The following is a 19,338-nucleotide window of genomic DNA, read 5'->3' as shown; positions in this document are numbered from 1 at the left end:
TTGCCATCTGGCTATCGGGGGAGATGGCATGAATGAGCTAATTAATTCCAATGGCACCCTCGTCATGACCAGCCGCGAAATAGCGGATTTGGTCGAATCTCGGCATGACCACGTAAAAACGTCCATAGATCGCCTAGTTTCGAGTGGGGCAATATCCCAACCCGCACTGAGGGATGGGACCCGAGCTGGGAACGGCGTAGTTGAAAAGTTGTACGTCATCAGCAAGCGCGATACCTACGTAATCGTCGCTCAATTGTCGCCGGCATTCACCGCTCGCCTAGTGGATCGCTGGCAGGAGCTCGAAGCGCAATCTAAGGTGGCGTTGCCATCATCTTTCGCAGCCGCATTGCGTCTGGCCGCCGAACAGCAAGAGCAAATAGAACAGCAGGCGCTGCGCATTGCTACCGACGCCCCTAAAGTCGAATTCGCAGAAACTATCTGCAATACGGATGGGGTTTGCAAAATGGGCCAATTCGCCAAAACGATTGGATGGGGCCCGAACCGCTTTATCGATCGCCTGCGCACCGACGAGGTGCTGATGCAGAACAATCTGCCATTCCAGAAATTCATCGACCGCGGCTATTTCCGTGTGATTGAAAAGAAGCCGTGGACGGATTCGAGCGGTAACGAACATCCATCCTTTACCACGATGGTGACCGGGCGCGGCCAAGTCTGGCTTGCCAAGCATTACGCGCTAGAAGCGGCGGTACCGGCATGAACTACGCGCAACCCGGGGCAATCATCAAGTTCCGCGAAACCACGCATCGCCACAAAGCGCCTGTCTCACTGGTTCGAAAGCGCTGCCTATGTGGTAAGCGCGTGACAGCCAAGCAGTTAATTCAGTACGGCCGATGCGATAAATGCCTCAGCCAGAAGGTTGATAGATGAGTGCCGTTACCTCGCCAGTCCTGCGCTATCACGGCGGGAAATTCCGTCTTGCGTCGTGGGTAATGTCATTTTTCCCAGAACACACTTGTTACGTCGAACCATTTGGCGGCGCAGCTGGCGTCCTATTGCAGAAAGAGCGCGTCTATGCCGAGGTCTATAACGACCTTGACCGATCGGTCGCGAATTTCTTTAACGTGCTTCGTGATCCCGTTTCCCGATCGGCATTGATTGAAAAACTGATTTTCACAGAATATTCGCGTGAGCAGTTTAATCAAGCCTGGGAACCGACCGACGATGCGATCGAGGAAGCGCGCCGGATGGCTATTCGCGCACAAATGGGTTTCGGTTCTGCTGGCGCCACAAAGGGCAACACCGGATTTCGCATAGACACTAAACGCGAGTACGGCACAGCACAACATCTTTGGGCCCAATATCCTGCTGCGATCGCTGCAGCAGGACAACGCCTGACTGGTGTGTTAGTGGAAAACCGTCCGGCCATTAGCATCATGCGCCAACACGATGCACCAACGACATTGCATTTCGTTGATCCACCTTATGTGTTGGCAACCAGAGCCTTGCAAGCGAGTGGGCGCGGCTATTACCGCCATGAAATGACCGATGCTGATCATGTCCACCTGCTGGATTGCTTGCTCGAGCTAGAAGGTTTTGTGGTGGTTTCCGGCTACGCAACCGACCTTTATAGCGAGCGGCTGTCTGGCTGGACCCAACATCAAATTACCGCCCGCATATCGGCTAATCGCGGGACGGGTTTGCGTACAGAAGTCGTTTGGCTTAATCCAGCATGCGCAGAGGCGCTAACCGACAAAACAACTCCTGCTGCTGAGGAATTACAAAAAAGGATGTTCGCATGAAGCGCACTCCTATAAAGCCCGGCACCAAACCAATGAAGCGCACACCTATGTCACGCGGTCTCACTGGACTGCTGTCTTCTGCATCGTTTCAGTTTTCTAAGAAACCAGCTAAGCGAATGAAGTCGCGGATGAAAGCAATTCCAGCCGCCGAGAAAGCACATTACAAGCGCGTAGCGGCATTGCCATGTGCACGCTGCGGCATTGAAACGTTCTCCCAGGCGGCGCACAGCAACCGCTACCAAGACGGTAAGGGTGCGCGTTTGAAAGCGGACTACCTCGCCACATTCCCGTTGTGCTGTGACCGCCCCGGAATTGTTGGCTGTCATTACAAACATGACCAATGCATCGATATGACCCGCGAAGAGGCCGATGCGCGTACCGATGGCTATATAGCCGATACGAAAAGAAAACTAGGGATTTAAGAATGAATGAACTACCAGCACCCCTAAGCCCAGCTGACTGCGATCTGCGCGATTTCCCGTTCTTGCCGGTTGATATTTCTCGCCTGTTCAATTCTGAGTTTCACGCGCGATCCAATGATACAGAATGGCGCGCCGGGGTAACGCTGTGGTTGAAGTCATTTCATCAGGTGCCTGCCGGATCTATTCCTGACGACGATATCCAACTGGCCCGCTTAGCGGAATTGGGCCGCGATACGAAGACGTGGAAGAAGATAAAGGCGTCTGCGCTACATGGATGGATTAAGTGCGCCGATGGTCGGTTGTATCACCCCGTCGTGGCTGAAAAGGCTGCGGAGGCATTAGCCGGGAAGAAAACGCAACGTGGACGCACCGCTAAAGCACGTCTTCAGGCGATGTTAAAACGTCTGTCACAGCCTAGTGACATCCTAGATTTCGCCTCTGTCGAAACAAGCGTACAGACTGTGTTGAATGAGTTGTCACAGTATTTGTCACAGAGCGAATTTGAAACAATAAATAAGTCTGTCACAGACTCTGTCACAGAAGCCAAGAGAAAGAGAGAGGGAGAGAGAAAGGGACAGGGAGAGGGAAAAGAAAAGCATTCCGATCCTAAAGGATCGGGCGGCCCGCCGCCGTCCCCAGGTCATGAAAACCTCGAACCTAAAGGCAAAAGCCCCGAGGAAAAAACGAAGCAGGAGATTTGGCGCGCGGCAAAATCCCTCCTTGCTCAAGGCGGCATGCCGGAGGCCCAGTGCGGATCGTTTGTCGGAAAGTTGGTGAGCGACTACAGCACTGAAATTGTCTTGGATGCCGTGCGCACTGCGGTGGTTGAACAGCCTGCGGATCCGGCTTCATTTTTGAAAGCCGTTTGCCAGACACGAAGCGGTGAGCGCAAGACCGTATCGCCGTGGTGGTCGTCAACCGAATTGATTTTGGCAAAGGCAGCCGAGATGAACATCCAAACCCGTCCAGGCGAACTTATGCCTGCACTCAAAGCGCGGATCGAGGCAGCGATTGCCAATGACGGGAAACCCCCGGCACCACCAGCAGTTGCACCGAATTCAGCGTCGGAAGAGGTTGTTGAGCAGCGCTCTCCTGAGGCCGTCGGGGCGGGATTAGCTGCTATGCGCGAGGCCAGTAGCAAGCTTAAGCGTGTCGCATGAAATGCCTGACTTGCAAGCACCTTGATCTGAAATCAAATGACAAGATGGCGCGCCTCGGGTTTGGTAAATGCAAGTTGGACAAAGAGGCATGGCGATACGTGAGTTTTCGATTTGAACGGGTTTGCAAGACCTTAGAACCAGTAACCGACGCAGTAGCGAAGAAGCGCACCGATTGGGCTTCTCAGAAATAACTTAAGGGGTTTGAGTGATGGGAGCAAATATGGCTGTACGTGCATTGGATGTACAAGAGGGCGGTGACCACTACAAGAACCTGGTCATCCAGCCGGTTGAGTACATCCATAAAAATGGAATCGGCTTCTGTGAGGGGAGTGCCATTAAATATCTGACCCGCTGGCGCTCCAAGGGGGGTATCGAGGATCTGCGCAAAGCAAAGCACTTCATCGATCTATTGATCGAAATGGAGCAGGGTAAGAAAGAAGCCAAATGATAAAACCCAGCAGGAGGTCAAAATACAAGAACATCAAGGTGGTCGACGGCGATCAGAAATTCGATTCCGCCGCAGAGCATCGCCGTTACAAGTGGCTGGCGCTACTGGAGAAATCTGGGCACATCCAGAATTTAACGCGTCAGGTGACATTCGTGTTGGCGCCGAAGGTCTTGATCCACGGAATTGCGAAGCGATCGCTTATTTATCGCGCAGACTTCGGCTATCTGGATGTCGCCACCGGTAAGCAGGTCGTGGAAGACGTCAAGGGGACACTCACGGCCGTCTACAAGATGAAGCGCCATTTGATGAAGTCCATTTATGGCATCGACATACTGGAGACAAAATAATGGCAGGAAAACCAAGGGTTGTGACCTTAGAAAATGTGCGCCAGTACATCAGTGCATACCCTGGGGCGCGCTATACCAGCAGTAGCATTGCGCGGCATTTCCACGCGAAGGCGCAAGAGGTCACGCGGCTTTGCAATGAACTGGAGGTGCGCGGATTGATTAAATCGTGCGTGCCATCCACCACTAGGATGTATTTCATTTCTTCTCAAGCCGAGATCGATGCGGCGAATCAGGTGCGATGCGTCGCGCCAGTAGTGGCACTGAAGGGCTATGACGCAATGATGCGCAAGATAGCTGCGAATTGCGAAGCGGGGCGGCGATGACCGGCACAAAGAAGCGCAACAAATCTTACAAACCCCGTCGCGTTCAATTAGATCCGGTGAGCTGGGCAATTGCTGGATCTCACAAAATTCCACTAAAACTCCAGGCCGAGCTGCGCGAACCATTGGCGGATGCCTTGGCTCTGCTGCGTCAGGGCGTAGCCAAGCGCGACGACTGGAATCAGCTATCGAACGCGTTGAATCTTGCAGAAGCCCTCGCGGGTTTGCAGATCGGGCCCAACCTGGTTCCGGCGATCGCAGCAGGGGAGCGCTCTCTGGAAGCTGTGGCGTTGCGCATGCAGAAAACCGGGCACTCCACCCTCTGGGCAGTCGAATTAGCAGACATCACTGAGGCACTGGAAATGTACCGCATTCAAGTATCTCTTTGCAGCCAGGCCGAGTACAGCCGCGCAGTTCGAAGAGTAAAAGATATGCACCGCGGTGGCGGAATGTGTGACGTTGCGAAGCTATATGAGGGAATGCCGGCGTGATTACTTTTGAGCTCGATTGGCTGGCGCTGGTGGTATGTGGGTTTGCTATCGGATGGTATGCACGGGGTTGTGCTCGACGTGCAATAGAGTGGTGGCGTCGGCCAGTTGATTGGCAAGAGCGAACCTTTGGGTTGCGAGGATGCTGCGAAGTCAATCCACCACCCAATTATCAGAAACCGATGGCGCCAGCGCCTCCGCCGCAGCCGAGGAAAAAATGACCGAAGAAATTAACCTCCTTCAACTACATCTGGTCCGCGAGGATAAGGATCAATCAAAGGCGCTTCCGGACGAGTTTTACCGCGATCCGGCTCAGCATGTTCGGTTTGCGAAAGAGCGATGTGGCGGCTGTAAATACGAGCGCATCATCATTGCTGGCAAGGATATTGGCATCGGTGTGTGTATGAAGAAAAACAAGGACGGTTCAAAGCGCCTATATGGCACTCGGTGCTCTGATTTCAGGGAGGTAGGCACAAAATAATCCAGTTCCGCTATAGAAATTATTTGGTGTAGTGTGATAGCATCGGCGGGTTGCTAAAAAGGAGAATCCAATGTCGTTTGCCGAGCGCTATGTGTCATCAGTAAATTCCAGTGATCTTCGTGACGATGATCGGCACCACGCAACTGACGCATTAGCGGCCTCCGCAATAGCAGATGAAACAGGTGGAGTTGGACTTGGATCACTTCTTTACCGCGTTAAATATGCTGATGGGACGGTGCACAAGCTTTTTGAGTCCGGCACCAACAATCTTGCGGCACTCTTGCGTATCTGGGTAGTGGCCGTGACGGAGAAGGCGCAGGCACGCAAATGGGTTCCTACCCCTCGTACGGCTTGGGACATGGATGCGGCATATGGACTCTATCGACGTGTAGCCGAGGCATCGCTGGCGCACTGGATGGACGGGCGGTGCAATACTTGTAATGGCACTGGCATACAAGTTACACAGCATGCCTGCCCATCATGCAAGGGAACAAAAAGGGCGCAGATTGTAGGTGGTCGATTAGAAAGCGAGAAGATTGCAGACATGGTTGGCGAGTTGGAGGGGTTATATCAGGCCCACGGCGGCCGTGCGGCGGCGATGTTGCGGAATTAAAAAATTTACTGCGGCTAGTTGTAAACCAATAAATTCCGGCGTATTATGAGTGCTACATTCACCTTTCCCCGCGTAATGATCGCGAAAGCGGCACCGCTCAGAAGGGTCAGGGAAAAACCAACAACCAGAGAAAGCCGTTGCTCGCCCTGAAGAATGAGATTGCTACTTACAAGATATGTCTGAGTGATCCAAAGCCTTGCCTTAATCGGTGAGGCTTTTTGCATTTAGGTTTCAATCGCAGGGTAGAGAGGTGGTCATCTCGCCAGGCTCATAACCTGGAGGTCGCTGGTTCGAGTCCAGCCTTTGCAACCAGTTTTACATCTGAAGGTCGGGCTTATCGCGGATGGGGCCATAGGGCAGCGAGTAGCTTGACACTGGCGAGGTCTTAATCGGGTCAATTAGCCTATAAACCACGGAAGCAACAAGACATGCCAACAGCTGGCGAGCGGACATAGCCTAGGCCGCGACGAAGAAGCCAGCAAGATACGCCGAGCATGGAGCAACCTACAGACATAAAGCTTAATGTCGCCGGACGCTGTAACCGGCAACTATTCAAAGCCTCGCCTTCAACGGTGGGGCTTTTTGCTTTGTTCCGAGAGAGTGCCGGCGAGGCTGGCTAAGAGCGCACAGTGCTGCGACTGCTTGCGCGGAACACCCCAAAGGAGAAATACAATGAGTAAGATGCGCGCAAAAATGCAGGTAGGTTTCATTCAGGAGCACTTCTGGGGTCCTGAAAAGAGCAAGTCACAAGAAACCCTGACTATGCACGCTGTTGCCGCTTCAAAGTATCCGGAGGATGGTAGTGATGAGGACAATACGTTCGCGAAGTTCTCCCCAGGCGCAAACCTTTCCATCAACATCGCTAATCCAGCACTGTTCGGCCAGTTCAAGGTCGGCGAGAAATACTACGTTGATTTCACTGCGGCGCCTGATTAACGATTACTAAATGTCGAAAGGAGGTGATCATCTCCACGATAATTACAGTTCCCTTGTGCAGCCACCATTGCACCTTCGCCGCTGACCCGCATTGAATTGCGGCAGCGGCTTTCTTTATTCTAAGGCATGCAATGGATAATCAGCATAAACAGATAAAAGGCTATCGCGATCTTTCGCAAGCCGAGATCAATGCAATGAACAAGGGCAAAGAGCTTGCTGCATTGGTTGGTGCATGGATTGATGAACTACAAGCTCAGGGTGCCACGCTCGATCAGCGCGCAGTATCGATAGCCAAAACGAATCTGCAGCAAGGATTCATGTGGGCGATTCGCGGCGTTGCGCAGCCAACTACGTTTTAATGAATGCCATGCCGATCTTAGGGTGCGAAATAGGTCCCGACCTAATCAACGCGCTCGGTTTGCCCCGCCACACAAGATCATTTGAATTACGCTGCGCTGTGGACGAGATCGTCACAGTTAAGTGTGAATATTATCTAGAGGGTGATGCTCGTACTATTATCGCTGCACTGGTGGAATATGAGCTGGTCCAACGCAAGGGTTTGCCGATAGATGCTATTGGGTTTGATGCTTGGATGCATGCTCACGCCAATGCAGCGCACGACGCAATGGTGCGTAGGCATTCTGAATTATCGCAAATGGACGCAAGACTTTTCTGCGGTAATTGCAAATGAGCCGCATGCGGCATAAGTGGCCCATTGAAACTCAGCATTGCAGAGGATTAGTTCGTAGTTGAGGATGTGGGGAGTTAATACCGATATCAAGTATCGCAAACGGCCAGCGCACTAAATGGCCGCACAAATTCAAGAGTCTCCTTCTATCCCGCAAGGATGGAACTTACCCGCCCTGTGCGGGTTTTTTTATTCGAGGTCTGCAATGTCGAAATCCGACGTATTTGAAAAAGATTTACTGGGATTGATTTTCAATGCCACTGCCATTGCCAATATGGCCGACAACGCTGCGGGTGCTCCGCTGACCAATCTGTACGTGAGCCTGCACACCGCCGACCCTGGCGAATCAGGTACGCAGGCGACCAGCGAAGTCGCTTATACCAGTTATGCCCGAGTGGCAGTGGCACGCACATCTGGCGGGTGGACATTGGGTGCTGGCGCGAGCGGTACGATCAGCCCTGCTGCAAATATTAGTTTTCCGGCTGGTACGGGCGGCACTGGTACCGCGACGTTTTTCGGGATCGGCACAGCCGCATCGGGCGCAGGAAAGCTGTTGTATAGCGGCGCAATCTCGCCGAATATCGTAACCGGTAATGGGATTACACCAGTTTTGACCACAGCATCGACGATCACCGAGGATTAATAGCTGTGACTACCATCGTCTCATCTACCTACGAGGCAGGCAATGCACAGGCTGATGGTCGTCAGTACATAACCGAGCACCACACGGCTGATGACGGTAGTGTGTACGACTACTCCTACCTAGCCGATAATTCAACTGATATCAATCTAGTGCTGACTGAACGGGCCACCCTACTCAACGTGCAGTTGGCATCGTTGGCGGTGGCACAGTCCATTGTATTCGGCACGACTCTACCGCTGAGCGTGTATGGCTTTCTTAGTCGAATGACGCCGCAAGAGCGGATTGGGATCCGGGCGGCAACTAAGAGTGACCCCATCATCGAGGACTTCATGGTGCTATTGAGCCATGCTGATGTCGTTTATCCACTCAATTCTGATGTGCAAAACGGACTGAGTTATCTGTCTGCAAAAGGCCTATTGACCCCTGATCGTGTAGCAGTCATCGGGGCGGCATAGTGGCAAATATTTACTGCAATTATGGAGATGGGTCCACGACAGGCTACTTCGCGGTGCCGATGTGGACTGCCGCAACTGCTTATTCTGCCTCGTCGAATGGTGGGCGGGGCGACTATGTGCGCCAACGCACCACACCGGCGCTAAACTCTGAGCGCGTATTCCGCTGCACATCCGCAGGGACATCTCTTGCTGCCGAACCGACTTGGTCCATCACCAAAAATGGCGTAACGGCAGAAACTGCTGGCCCGACATGGACAGAGTGCACTGGACAGGAGGCAGATCAGGTTGCTGGTAATTGGAAAGCACCGCATGCGCGGCTAGTTAATGCCATAGCAAGTACTTGGATGGCGGCAGGTGATGCGCTTTATGTTGGTGCCAATCATGCAGAAACGCAACCATCGGCATGGACAGGGTCTCCTCCCGGCGTGACCAATAACCTATCAAAAATACTCTGTGTTAGCGCGACAGGAAGCCTCCCCCCAGTTTCTGCGGATTTGCGAACAACTGCAACAGTTACGACAACTGGGAGTTCACCGATTACGCTTGGCGGGGGATATTACTATCTTAATGGGATTAGCTTCTATTGCGGAACGGGTGCGGTATCGGCTGGCATTCTGCTTGGTAATAGTTCATCCATCGGAGTTGTTTTAGAGAGCGTCCTTCTTGCAAAGATGGGGACAAATGGGGCTGCGGCCGCGATAAATTTCGGCACCAGCGGGACTGGGGGAATGACGTGGATAAAACTGAAAAACACAGCGCTTATGCTTGGTTCAATTACAGATACTGTCCAAATTCAACAATGCCGTCTAGTTTGGCAGAATACACCTAATGCTATTGCTGGGAGTGTATTCCCCACTACATTGTTTAAATCCATTTCCCCTGATCTTATTACGTTTGAAGGGGTTGATCTTTCCGCACTTGGCAGCGGTAAAACATTGGTAGCCGCATGTACGGCACCGGCGATTTTTCAATTTAAAGACTGTAAGTTGGGAAGTGCAGTTAATATGGCTGCTACCCAGTCATCTCCTGGTGGCGCAGAGATTCAGGTGATGCGCTCGGATAGCTCCGGGACAAATTACCGGAATGAAAAATACCGATTCGAAGGTACCCAGCTTGCCGAGACAACCATTATCCGTACTGGCGGTGCAAATGATGGCGTAACTGGATTAAGTTGGAACTTAACATCAAGTGTAAATTCACAGTGGGTTCTACCATTCGAAACGTTCCCGATCGTTATCAAGAATCTCGTTACAGGCGCTAATGTTAACGTAACTGTGCAAGGGCTGCTGAATGCGGCCGCGCTACCGAATAACGACGACGTATGGTTTGATGTTGAGTACATGGGTTCGGCAGCGAGTCCGCAAGGATCATTCCAGTCTGGGACAAAGTCTGACCTCTTGGCAACAGGCACGGCTTGGAGTGCTAGCACACAAGCATGGGATAGCCTTGTTACTGCTCGTGCGAACTCGACAGCTTATACGGTTGGCATGGTGCGCAAACTCGCATCAAATCCGGGGCGCATCTTCTTCTGCACGACTGCCGGCACATCGGCCGCATCTGAACCAGCTGGTTACACCTCCGCAGTGGACGGTGGTTCCGTGACAGACGGTACGGCAGTGTTCCGCGCAGCAATGCGCTTTCAGATGACGGTCGCCCTAACAAGCCCGCAGCCCGCGCAAGTTGGATATATTTATGCGTACCCAAAAGCAGCTAAAGCGTCAACCGCGTACTATCTCTGCCCTAAAGTTACGCTGAGCTAATCATGAGTCAGGCGGCGCTCTACAGTTCGATTGGCCCACTCTACGTCAACGAGGTCGATAGTAATCAATCATCGGCTGGTGGGACATTTATTGAGGAAACGCTTGCCACTTCATCTGCTGCGGTAGCGACCGCTAGCGGCGCTGGAGTAGCAAGCGCAGCCGGTGGTAGCGCTGCGGCATCCCGAGGTAGCGCAAACGGTACTGGCACTCCGACTGCAGTAGGAATTAGCGCCATAGCATTAACAGCAAGCGCAGTCGGCACCAGCGGCGCTGCTGCTGTGGGCGCATCCGCTGTTGCGGCTGCCGCTAATAGCGCTGGAGCGGGAGTGGTCGGTGCAATAGGCACATCGAGGGTGGTCGCTGGAGGATCCGCCGGTGGGTTTGGCGTAGTGGTTGGCGTCGGTGCCGTGCTAGTAGAAGCTATTGCTAGTTCATCTGGAATTAGTTCCGCGATCGCGGCAGGAGGCAGTAGGGCAGAATCGGTTGGGTCGTCAGCAGGAACGTCCACTGCGACCGCCATTGCAAAAACGAGCGCTATTGGAATTGCAGCAGGATCAAGTGTTGCTACAGGTGTGAGCATTTCGATTGCCGCCGGCATTGCATCTGCATCTGGTACTGGCATCGCAATCGGGGCATCTCCACTGCGCTCAAACCCATTACATACATACATCGGCCAAGCACGAATCAGACTGATGGTTGGTGCTAGGCGTCGCAGTTTAGTGGGCGAATCCAGGATAAGAGTGATATGAGTGATTTCACGCCAAAGCGCGTAGGCGAGACGGAAATATTTAGTGTCGATTACGCTGCATTGCTTGGTATCGGCGAGACGATCACGAGCGCTACGTGGACGAATAACGTCAGGGTAGGCGCGGATCCATCCCCTGGTGCGATGATTCAAGGAGTGGCTAGTATCAGCGGATCGATAGTTAGTCAGAGGCTCACAGGGGGGATTGGTTGGGTACGTTATTCACCCATCTGCACTGCCGTAACATCGACTGGTCAGACGATCATTTTGCCAGAGCCGAATCAAGGCACCCTGCTGGTGGTTCCATAGTCATGCCTAAGCGTGCAAAGAGTATCTGCAGGCAAGCGAGCTGCGGTGCATTGGTTGATTCACCTGGCTTCTGCATCAAGCATAAGAGGGATAGGCAGCAGGAGGATGCGGTGCAGCGTGGCACGGCCCATGAGCGTGGATACACAAGCGCATGGTCGAAGGCGCGCAGCTTCTACTTGCGCAAGCATTCATTGTGTGTGCGCTGCCAAGGCGTCGGTAATGTGGTTGCCGCTACTGTGGTCGATCACATCATTCCTCATAAACTCAAGGACGCATTAGATAGTGGCAACATCGAAGCTATCGCCAAAGCCCGAGCGCTGTTCTGGGATAGCGTCGAGAATTGGCAGTCGCTATGCAAGCCACATCATGATGCTAAAACCGTATTGGAAGATGGTGGGTTCGGGCGCGCGCCCATGGCTCAGCGGGATAAATAATTGAATGCCACAGGATTGATTTAAACGTGCTGAGAGACGTTGTTTGTCTCGCTGCGCGTTGTGCCATGCCGTTGCTGCAACGGTTGATTTGACGGCTTATCAACAGCGGTAGCGGCCTCATTTAAAGGGGTAGGGCCCATCAAATCCATGGTTGTTTTCATTTTAAAGACCGACCGTTCAAGCTTTTTTTTACACCCGCGTAATATCAATTTAAAACGGCGCAAATAACAATGTCTTTTACGCAACTATCGAATAGGCTGCTTAGCGTCGCCAGGGAGTACAGCGCTCGCCACGGCGGGCGGTAATGCCTGGGGTTGCAGGGCGGTCCGGACGGAAGGCAAAGCCAACACAGCGCAAAATTGCCGCCGGGAATCCGGGCAAGCGCGCTTTAAATGCTCGTGAACCCGATTTTGGTGAGGTCGCCGATATTGATCCACCTGAATGGATTTTAGGGTGCGGTCGCGACATGTGGCTGCGTATTGTCCCGTTGCTGTGCCAGCAAAAAGTATTGCAAACAACTGATCTGCATAACGTTGAGATTTTTTGCATGGCATACAACACATGGCGGCTATCGGTCATCGATGTTGCCAATAACGGCGTGGTGGTAGAGGGCGCGACCGGCGGGCCAATTAAAAATCCTGCGCTGACTGCGCAAAACGAGGCATCAAGGCAGATGGCAACATTCGGCGGCTTGCTCGGACTGGATCCGACAAGTCGACAGCGTTTGATTGGTGGTGGCAAAAAGAAGGCCGACAACCCTTTCGGTAAGTTGATCAATGGTTAGTAAAGCGGTAAAGAAATATCCCCGAGTTGATCAGGCTAACAAATACGCGCGTGACATTGTCGCTGGACGCCTACCTGCATGTCGATGGGTTAGGTTAGCGTGTCAGCGCCACTTGGATGACTTAGCGGTCAGCCGTAAGCGCACATATCAATATAAATTTGATGCAGCAGAGGCCGAAAAGAAGCTGCAGCTAATAGAAATGCTGCCACACACAAAGGGCGAATGGGGCTTCAAGCGCCAGTTGGTAACGCTAGAGCCGTGGCAAAAGTTCGGCCTCGCCTGCACCTTTGGTTGGAAGAACAAGAAAACAAATTTTCGGCGCTTCCGAGAAAGTTACTGGGAGGTCTGTCGGAAGAATGGGAAGTCGGTCATCGGTGCTGGTGTGGCAATTAGTATGTTCATCGCGGACAATGAGTTTGGCGCAGAGGTGTATTCCGGTGCGACCAGTGAAAAGCAAGCTTGGGAGGTATTCCGACCGGCGCGACTAATGGTCAAGCGAACGCCAATGCTGATCGAGGCCGCTGGCATTGAGGTCAATGCGTCAAATATGAATTTGCCCGAGGATGGTAGCCGCTTTGAGCCCTTGATCGGCAACCCAGGCGATGGCGCATCGCCATCATGCGCGATCATCGACGAATATCACGAGCACAACTCAGCTGCGCTATACGAAACCATGTTGACCGGGATGGGTGCGCGTCGCCAACCGCTGGTCCTGATCATCACGACAGCCGGAGCTAACATTGAAGGGCCTTGCTACGACAAGCGACGCCAGGTTATTGAAATGCTCGATGGTACGGTGCCGGATGATGAGCTGTTCGGTTGGATTTTCACGATCGACGAGGGGGATGATTGGACTAAGCCTGAAGTGTTGGCGAAAGCGAACCCCAATATGGGGGTGTCGGTGTTTCGGGCCTATCTGGAAAGCCAGCAGCAAAAGGCGATTCGGACCGCGCGTTTTACGAATACGTTCAAAACCAAGCATCTGAATGTCTGGACATCGGTCAAGACAGGATTTTACAACATGCCGAAGTGGCGCGACTGCGAAGACAAAACGCTTACATCGGAGCAGTTCGAGGGGCAGTCATGTGTATTGGGCTTCGATTTAGCTCGGAAACTGGATATGAATAGCATGGCCAAGCTGTTCACTCGTGATATTGATGGTAAGCGACACTACTATAGCGTGACACCCCGATTTTGGGTGCCGGAAGAGACGGTGAAAAACACCGATAACAAGCGTATGGCAGAACGGTTTCAGGCGTGGGTAAATAGTGATTTGCTATACGAGACTGCGGGCGCAGAGGTTGATTATCGTGAGATTTTGGCGGAGGCGGTCGAGGTAAATAAGGTTTCCCCAGTGGATACATGTCCGATTGATCCGCACGGTGCCACAGGACTTTCCCACCAGCTCGACGACGAGGGATTGACGCCAGTGGTTATCACGCAGAACTATACAAACATGTCCGACCCAATGAAGGAGCTCGAATCGGCAATCGCATCAGGTCGGTTTCACCACGACGGCAATCCGATCATGACTTGGTGCATATCGAACGTTATTGGTAAATTTTTACCTGGAAATGATGATGTTGTTCGCCCCATAAAACAAGGTGACGATAACAAAATTGATGGCGCGATCGCGCTCATAATGGCAATAGGCCGCGCTATGCAAAGCGACGCTAGGTCAATGCCGGATGATTACGAACTTATGGTGGTGTGAAATGAATATGATTGTTTACAACACCTCTATGCTCGCGGGGCTGGCTATGATTGGCTCTGGTATCGCAATCTGGAGTGCGGCAGCCGCATTGGTCGTGGTCGGAACGCTGGTTATCGGCCTAACGCTGGCCGCTGCTAACCTGTCACGGAAGGGTTAAATGTTTCTGACCAAGATACGGGCCGACAGCGGTGACCGTTCGCCGTGGGGAGGCTTTTGGTTTAACCCGGTGCCGTTCAATGGGTCGGCTGTTACTGCTGACGCGTCCTTGCAGTTGACGGCCGTCTATGCGTGTGTACGCGTGCTGTCGAACTCAGTGTCGACACTGCCATTCCTCCTGTATGAAGAGAGTGCAGATGGCACGAAGACAAAAATCAAGAAGCATTGGCTGTATCGCATATTCGCACGTCGCCCAAACGACTTCCAGAACCCGGCAGAATTTCGGTCGATGATGCAGGGTCACCTGTCATTACGAGGAAATGCCTTTGCGCGCATTTTTTCCAATGGAAAAGGGGAGGTTACCGACCTGATTCCGATTCATCCGGACCGCGTTGCGATTGAGTTGCTAACGGATACTAATTGGCGCTACCGGATCAAGAATGCAGACGGGACGACGACGGTAGTCAATCGCATAGACATGTTCCATCTGAAGGGCCTGTCTGGTGATGGCATCATGGGCTACAGCCCGATTCAGTTAGCGCGTAGTGCAATTGCGGGTGCGATCGCCGCGCAGAACTATGGCACCCGATTTTTTGAGAATGATGCAGCGCCCTCTGGTGGATGGATTGAGCATCCGAGCAACTTCAAGGATAACGAAGCGCGACGTCTGTGGCGAGAATCTTGGCAGGAGCAGCAGGGCGGGAAGAATAAAGGTAAGTTGGCAGTCCTTGAATATGGGCTGAAATACCATTCTGGTGTCGCCATTAGCAATGGTGACGCTCAGTTCATTGAGTCGCGGAAATACAGTGTGTCGGACATTGCGCGCCTATTTGGCGTGCGCCCACACAAGATTGGCGACCTAGAAAAGGCGACGTTCTCGAATATCGAGCAACAGTCAATCGATTCGGTGAATGACGACTTAATGCCATGGGTCGTATGTTGGGAGGAGGCGATACGGTTCAACTTTCTAGATCCGGATGACGATACCCTTCAGGTTGAGTTTCCGATCATTTCCCTGTTGCGCGGCGATTCTGCAGCTCGATCACTGTATTACAACAAAGGCATTATGGGTGGCTGGCTGACCCGTAACGAAGCCAGAATTGCTGAATCGTACAATCCATTACCAGGACTCGATGAGCCATTGCGCCCACTGAACATGATCGCAGATGGCGCCGCAGATGAGGAGGATGATGAGGTGGAAAGTGGAGAGGCGCTCCCGGCTAATGCGAATCCAAATGATTCGCCAGCCGATGCGCCACCCGCACCAGGAAAATCAGACGCTCGCCTAGTTGCGCTAGCGTCGGCCGCCGCTGAACGCGTGGCGCGTAAAGAGGTGGAAATGGTCTCCCGTGCACTTAAGGGCTCCCGGGAATCACTAATCGATGCTTACTCAAAGCTCGCTCCGTTCATCGCGGGCGCTATCGGAATCAGTGCAGAGACCGCGCAGGCTTACTGCGTCGAGCAGATCGAGCTTGCCCAGCAAGCGGACAATATGGAATTGGATCGCTTCGGGGAAATCGCCTGCTGCAAATTAGAACGACTTGCAATTCAAGGATAACTATGAAACGTCAACTACTCTTGGCCGCCTTCGCGTCCCAACCATGGGCGATGGCACCAGAACACCTTGCCACGTTTTCTGCGGTATTGCGCCGCTGGTCCGCCGGCGAGCAGGTCACGCCGGAAGTCATGGTCAACATTGAGGCTGCGCAGGCGGCGCGAGCCGCGCGCGCAAAATCAGTGGGGAGTGTCGGAGGCGGTATTGCCGTACTGCCCCTATATGGCGTTATGTCACAACGCGCCTCAATGGTTGATGATATTTCCGGCGCCGGCGGCACGTCTACGCAGGCCTTTACCTCGGCGTTACGCTCCGCACTGGCCGACGATACCATCGACGGCGTCATTATTGACATTGACAGCCCAGGCGGGTCAGTGTTCGGTGCTGGCGAGCTCGCGACGGAGATTTTCAATGCACGTGGACAAAAGCCAATCTACGGTTATGTGAACAGCCTTTGCGCATCAGGGGCTTACTGGACTGGATCGCAGTGCGCGCAGCTTTTCATGACCCCGGGCGGCCAAGCTGGCTCGATTGGCGTCTACATGCAACACGTCGATGAATCGGCGGCCATGGAAATAGAGGGCTACAAGTGCAATTTCATATCGGCCGGCAAGTACAAGGTCGAGGGTAACTCAATGGGGCCGTTAGACGAAGAAGCACAGGCTTTTCTGCAAAGCCAGGTCGATGCCTACTATGCATCGTTCACTGGTGCCGTCGCCAAAGGCCGTGGCGCTCCGATTGGATCGGTACGCGATGGCATGGGCCAAGGCCGCTGCCTTCTTGCTACCGACGCTCTTGCTGCAGGCATGGTTGACGGCATCTGCTCTTTCGATGATGTGGTGGCGAAGATGACCAAGGCCATCAAATCAGGGGTTACTGGTGCGCGAGCTGTAGTTGATGTGATAGAGGTTGTGGCTAGTGCGGTCGACTTAACGCCGCAAGCCGAAGTAATTGCTGCGTCAGTCGCTGTCGAGTCTGGCGTAGCAGTGGTGGCTAATCTAGTGCAATCGAATCATGCTGCTCGAACCGCTGCCCGGCGCCGAGCACTCGAAATCGCAAGCGCATAGAGCAACATTATTTATCGACGCCGCTTATAGCGGCTTTTTTGCGTCTAAATTTTGGGCTACGCGCAAGCCCGCCCGGTTCCGCTCCCTTGAGTCGGCGCCGACCCGGCCCATCGGTCGATTTGTGCAACCCAGCAGCAATCCAATGCCCACCTCAGACGTGGGCTTTTTCATTTCTGAGAAAGCAAAATATGAACAAACGTCTCCTGCAACAACAGAAAGCGGCTGCAATTGCCCGAGCCAAAGCATTGAATGATGCTTCGGCCCTCGAAAACCGCGATCTGACCGCCGAGGAATCCACCCAATACGAGGCGCACATGGCCGAGTCGCGCAGCCTCGATGCTCGTATCCAGCGCGCCGAAGAAATGAGCGCTGCCGAAGTAAGTGAGGGTGTGACGATCCGTGAGGGTGCGCATATCACCGTGAGTGAGAATGTCGCCAATGATCCAAGGGGTGGTTTCAGCTTCGTCGGCGAATTCATGAAGGCCGTACACAGTGCAACTGCAGCACAACGCAGCGGTGGTGCTGTCGCCATGGACAAGCGTTTGCTGATCGGCGCGGCCGCGCCCGGTGCAGGAACTTACGCTAATGAAGGCTCTGGCGCAGATGGCGGATTCTTGATCCCGCCAGAGTTTGGCAAGGAAATTTTCCAGTTGTCGTTGACCGACAATGCACTTCTGCCCATGACTGATGAGGTCAATGTCGCGGGCAATGGCATGTCGTTCCCAAAGGATGAAACAACCGCCTGGGGCACCAACGGCGTGCGCGCGTACTGGCAGGGCGAGGCTTCGGCGCCAGCCGGAACCAAGCCAGTCCTCGGCTTAACATCGCTGCGCTTGAAAAAGCTGATGGCACTCGTTCCGGTATCAGATGAGATGCTGGATGATAGTTCCGCACTGGCATCATATCTGCCGAAGAAAATCGGTGCGTCAATCCAATGGAAGACGAACGAGGCGATCTTGTTCGGCCCGGGTGCTGGTTTGCCTCAAGGCGCCATGGTCAGTGGTGCCGTTGTGACAATCGCCAAGGATCCCGGTCAAGCCACCAACACTTTGACGGCACTGAATCTGGCGAACATGATCGCTCGCCTGCCGGAGGGCTCGTTTCCAAATGCCGTCTGGATCATCAATAACGATGTGTTGCCAGCGCTCTTCACTTTGACCTTGGGTAACTACCCAATCTATATCCCGTCTGGTGGCCTCTTGGGTGGCATTCAGGGCAATCCGTACGGGACATTGCTGGGCCGTCCGATCATCGTTTCGCAACATGCGAACACGTTCAGCTCTCAGGGCGATGTGATGCTGGTCGATCTCAATTACTACCAGACCATCACTAAGGCGGGTGGTGTGCAAACGGCAACATCGATGCATCTGTATTTCGATGCTGATGCAACAGCGTTCCGTACCACGTTCCGTATCGACGGCCAAAGTAAACTCGCTGCCGCCATCTCGCCAGCCAAAGGCGCGAACAAGTTGTCCCCGTTCGTACAGCTCGGCGCACGTTAATAGTGCAGGGCGGCCCGTGCCGCCTGTTTTGTCATCCATTATTCAAAAAGGCCTCCAATGAACACGAATATCAAACTGAACGAGAAGATTGCGATTCTTGCGGCGATCAATCCATCCAGCATCAACGCAGGCACCGTTGTTTCGGCATGGGTGCCTGCCGCCAACTTCCATTCGATTTCCGCGCAGATCCAAACTGGCGCAATGACCGCAACCGGGACGCTTGATGCGAAGCTGCGCCAGGCAACCGATGCTGCGGGCACTGGCGCCAAAGACGTACCAGGCAAGGCGATTACCCAAATCTTGGCTGCATCGGGCAGTAATGTCCAAGCCAGTATTGAGTTACGCGCAGAAGATTTGGATGTCGCCAACGCCTTTGCATTCGTCGCCTTGTCGCTGACGATCGGCGCGGCAGCCTCGATTGTCGGCGCGCAGTTACTTGGCGCGAATGCTCGCTATGCCCCTGCGTCGGCGCTCAATGCTACCTCGGTAGTACAAGTCGTTTAATTAGTAGCACTGCGGGCCTCGCGCACTCGCGCGGGGTCATTCTTTAC

Annotated in this window: 25 protein-coding genes and 1 tRNA gene; 25 read left to right on the top strand and 1 reads right to left on the bottom strand. The window is 53.4% G+C overall.

The features are described from left to right. Window positions 1-28 precede the first annotated feature (28 nt). The 16 genes from C7W93_RS15285 (at window position 29) to C7W93_RS15200 (ending at window position 10,521) form a co-directional block, all read left to right on the top strand. On the top strand, window positions 29-718 hold the full coding sequence (locus C7W93_RS15285) for a phage antirepressor KilAC domain-containing protein (RefSeq protein WP_108441062.1): 690 nt from the start codon (window positions 29-31) through the stop codon (window positions 716-718). 166 nt (window positions 719-884) lie between these two features. Next, window positions 885-1,760 (top strand): DNA adenine methylase, encoded by an 876-nt coding sequence (locus C7W93_RS15280; RefSeq protein ID WP_108441060.1) that lies wholly within the window; start codon window positions 885-887, stop codon window positions 1,758-1,760. Continuing rightward, the gene (locus C7W93_RS24465; protein WP_146177563.1) at window positions 1,757-2,182 is read left to right on the top strand and encodes a hypothetical protein; all 426 of its coding nucleotides are present in this window, start codon (window positions 1,757-1,759) and stop codon (window positions 2,180-2,182) included. Before C7W93_RS15280 ends, C7W93_RS24465 begins: the two co-directional genes overlap by 4 nt. Before the next feature lie 2 nt (window positions 2,183-2,184). After that, complete coding sequence (locus tag C7W93_RS15275) at window positions 2,185-3,342, top strand: DUF1376 domain-containing protein (protein ID WP_161539947.1); 1,158 nt, start codon at window positions 2,185-2,187, stop codon at window positions 3,340-3,342. A 220-nt stretch (window positions 3,343-3,562) separates the two neighbouring features. Continuing rightward, on the top strand, window positions 3,563-3,790 hold the full coding sequence (locus tag C7W93_RS15265) for a DUF3310 domain-containing protein (RefSeq protein WP_108442144.1): 228 nt from the start codon (window positions 3,563-3,565) through the stop codon (window positions 3,788-3,790). Beyond that, window positions 3,787-4,137 (top strand): DUF1064 domain-containing protein, encoded by a 351-nt coding sequence (locus C7W93_RS15260; protein ID WP_108441054.1) that lies wholly within the window; start codon window positions 3,787-3,789, stop codon window positions 4,135-4,137. The genes C7W93_RS15265 and C7W93_RS15260 overlap by 4 nt, the downstream gene beginning before the upstream one ends. Further along, on the top strand, window positions 4,137-4,460 hold the full coding sequence (locus tag C7W93_RS15255; RefSeq protein ID WP_108441052.1) for a hypothetical protein: 324 nt from the start codon (window positions 4,137-4,139) through the stop codon (window positions 4,458-4,460). The genes C7W93_RS15260 and C7W93_RS15255 overlap by 1 nt, the downstream gene beginning before the upstream one ends. After that, the gene (locus tag C7W93_RS15250; RefSeq protein WP_108441050.1) at window positions 4,457-4,948 is read left to right on the top strand and encodes a hypothetical protein; all 492 of its coding nucleotides are present in this window, start codon (window positions 4,457-4,459) and stop codon (window positions 4,946-4,948) included. Before C7W93_RS15255 ends, C7W93_RS15250 begins: the two co-directional genes overlap by 4 nt. Window positions 4,949-5,087: 139 nt before the next feature. Continuing rightward, window positions 5,088-5,426 (top strand): hypothetical protein, encoded by a 339-nt coding sequence (locus C7W93_RS15245; RefSeq protein ID WP_108441048.1) that lies wholly within the window; start codon window positions 5,088-5,090, stop codon window positions 5,424-5,426. 91 nt (window positions 5,427-5,517) lie between these two features. Continuing rightward, window positions 5,518-6,039: a hypothetical protein gene (locus tag C7W93_RS15240; RefSeq protein ID WP_225869899.1), complete on the top strand. Its 522-nt coding sequence runs from the start codon at window positions 5,518-5,520 to the stop codon at window positions 6,037-6,039. Between the two features lie 236 nt (window positions 6,040-6,275). Continuing rightward, window positions 6,276-6,351: transfer RNA gene (locus C7W93_RS15230), tRNA-Met, on the top strand. Window positions 6,352-6,711: 360 nt separating this feature from the next. After that, window positions 6,712-6,975 (top strand): hypothetical protein, encoded by a 264-nt coding sequence (locus tag C7W93_RS15225; RefSeq protein ID WP_225869767.1) that lies wholly within the window; start codon window positions 6,712-6,714, stop codon window positions 6,973-6,975. A gap of 131 nt (window positions 6,976-7,106) precedes the next feature. After that, window positions 7,107-7,334, top strand: coding sequence for a hypothetical protein (locus tag C7W93_RS15220; protein WP_108441042.1), 228 nt, complete (start codon window positions 7,107-7,109; stop codon window positions 7,332-7,334). 534 nt (window positions 7,335-7,868) lie between these two features. Next, window positions 7,869-8,306, top strand: a complete 438-nt coding sequence (locus C7W93_RS15210; RefSeq protein WP_108441038.1) for a hypothetical protein — start codon at window positions 7,869-7,871, stop codon at window positions 8,304-8,306. A 5-nt stretch (window positions 8,307-8,311) separates the two neighbouring features. Next, the gene (locus C7W93_RS15205; RefSeq protein WP_108441036.1) at window positions 8,312-8,761 is read left to right on the top strand and encodes a hypothetical protein; all 450 of its coding nucleotides are present in this window, start codon (window positions 8,312-8,314) and stop codon (window positions 8,759-8,761) included. Window positions 8,762-8,820: 59 nt separating this feature from the next. Then, window positions 8,821-10,521: a hypothetical protein gene (locus C7W93_RS15200; protein ID WP_108441034.1), complete on the top strand. Its 1,701-nt coding sequence runs from the start codon at window positions 8,821-8,823 to the stop codon at window positions 10,519-10,521. Window positions 10,522-10,585: 64 nt separating this feature from the next. Here C7W93_RS15200 and C7W93_RS15195 read toward each other — a convergent pair whose 3' ends face one another. Continuing rightward, window positions 10,586-11,143: a hypothetical protein gene (locus C7W93_RS15195; RefSeq protein ID WP_108441032.1), complete on the bottom strand. Its 558-nt coding sequence runs from the start codon at window positions 11,141-11,143 to the stop codon at window positions 10,586-10,588. Between the two features lie 123 nt (window positions 11,144-11,266). Between C7W93_RS15195 and C7W93_RS15190 the strand changes: the two genes are divergently transcribed. The 9 genes from C7W93_RS15190 (at window position 11,267) to C7W93_RS15155 (ending at window position 19,291) form a co-directional block, all read left to right on the top strand. Continuing rightward, window positions 11,267-11,575, top strand: coding sequence for a hypothetical protein (locus C7W93_RS15190; RefSeq protein WP_108441030.1), 309 nt, complete (start codon window positions 11,267-11,269; stop codon window positions 11,573-11,575). A gap of 2 nt (window positions 11,576-11,577) precedes the next feature. After that, window positions 11,578-12,009: an HNH endonuclease gene (locus C7W93_RS15185; protein WP_201747268.1), complete on the top strand. Its 432-nt coding sequence runs from the start codon at window positions 11,578-11,580 to the stop codon at window positions 12,007-12,009. A gap of 304 nt (window positions 12,010-12,313) precedes the next feature. Continuing rightward, complete coding sequence (locus C7W93_RS15180) at window positions 12,314-12,793, top strand: phage terminase small subunit P27 family (RefSeq protein WP_108441028.1); 480 nt, start codon at window positions 12,314-12,316, stop codon at window positions 12,791-12,793. After that, a complete protein-coding gene (locus C7W93_RS15175) occupies window positions 12,786-14,507 on the top strand; it encodes a terminase large subunit (RefSeq protein WP_108441026.1) in 1,722 nt (573 codons plus the stop codon). The genes C7W93_RS15180 and C7W93_RS15175 overlap by 8 nt, the downstream gene beginning before the upstream one ends. A 1-nt stretch (window position 14,508) precedes the next feature. Next, window positions 14,509-14,664 (top strand): hypothetical protein, encoded by a 156-nt coding sequence (locus tag C7W93_RS24650; RefSeq protein WP_161539946.1) that lies wholly within the window; start codon window positions 14,509-14,511, stop codon window positions 14,662-14,664. After that, window positions 14,665-16,221 carry a phage portal protein gene (locus tag C7W93_RS15170; RefSeq protein ID WP_108441024.1) on the top strand — a complete coding sequence of 519 codons (1,557 nt, stop codon included), beginning with the start codon at window positions 14,665-14,667 and terminating at the stop codon, window positions 16,219-16,221. Window positions 16,222-16,223: 2 nt separating this feature from the next. Continuing rightward, entirely contained in the window at window positions 16,224-17,285 is a 1,062-nt protein-coding gene (locus C7W93_RS15165) for a S49 family peptidase (protein WP_108441022.1), read from the top strand. Between the two features lie 188 nt (window positions 17,286-17,473). Beyond that, window positions 17,474-18,787, top strand: a complete 1,314-nt coding sequence (locus C7W93_RS15160) for a phage major capsid protein (RefSeq protein WP_108441020.1) — start codon at window positions 17,474-17,476, stop codon at window positions 18,785-18,787. A 57-nt stretch (window positions 18,788-18,844) separates the two neighbouring features. Further along, a complete protein-coding gene (locus tag C7W93_RS15155) occupies window positions 18,845-19,291 on the top strand; it encodes a hypothetical protein (protein ID WP_108441019.1) in 447 nt (148 codons plus the stop codon). Window positions 19,292-19,338 lie beyond the last annotated feature (47 nt).

Source organism: Glaciimonas sp. PCH181 (genome assembly GCF_003056055.1).
Taxonomy (GTDB): Bacteria; Pseudomonadota; Gammaproteobacteria; order Burkholderiales; family Burkholderiaceae_D; genus Glaciimonas.
Note: the sequence above shows the minus strand (reverse complement) of the source record. Positions and strands in the feature narration are given on the sequence as shown.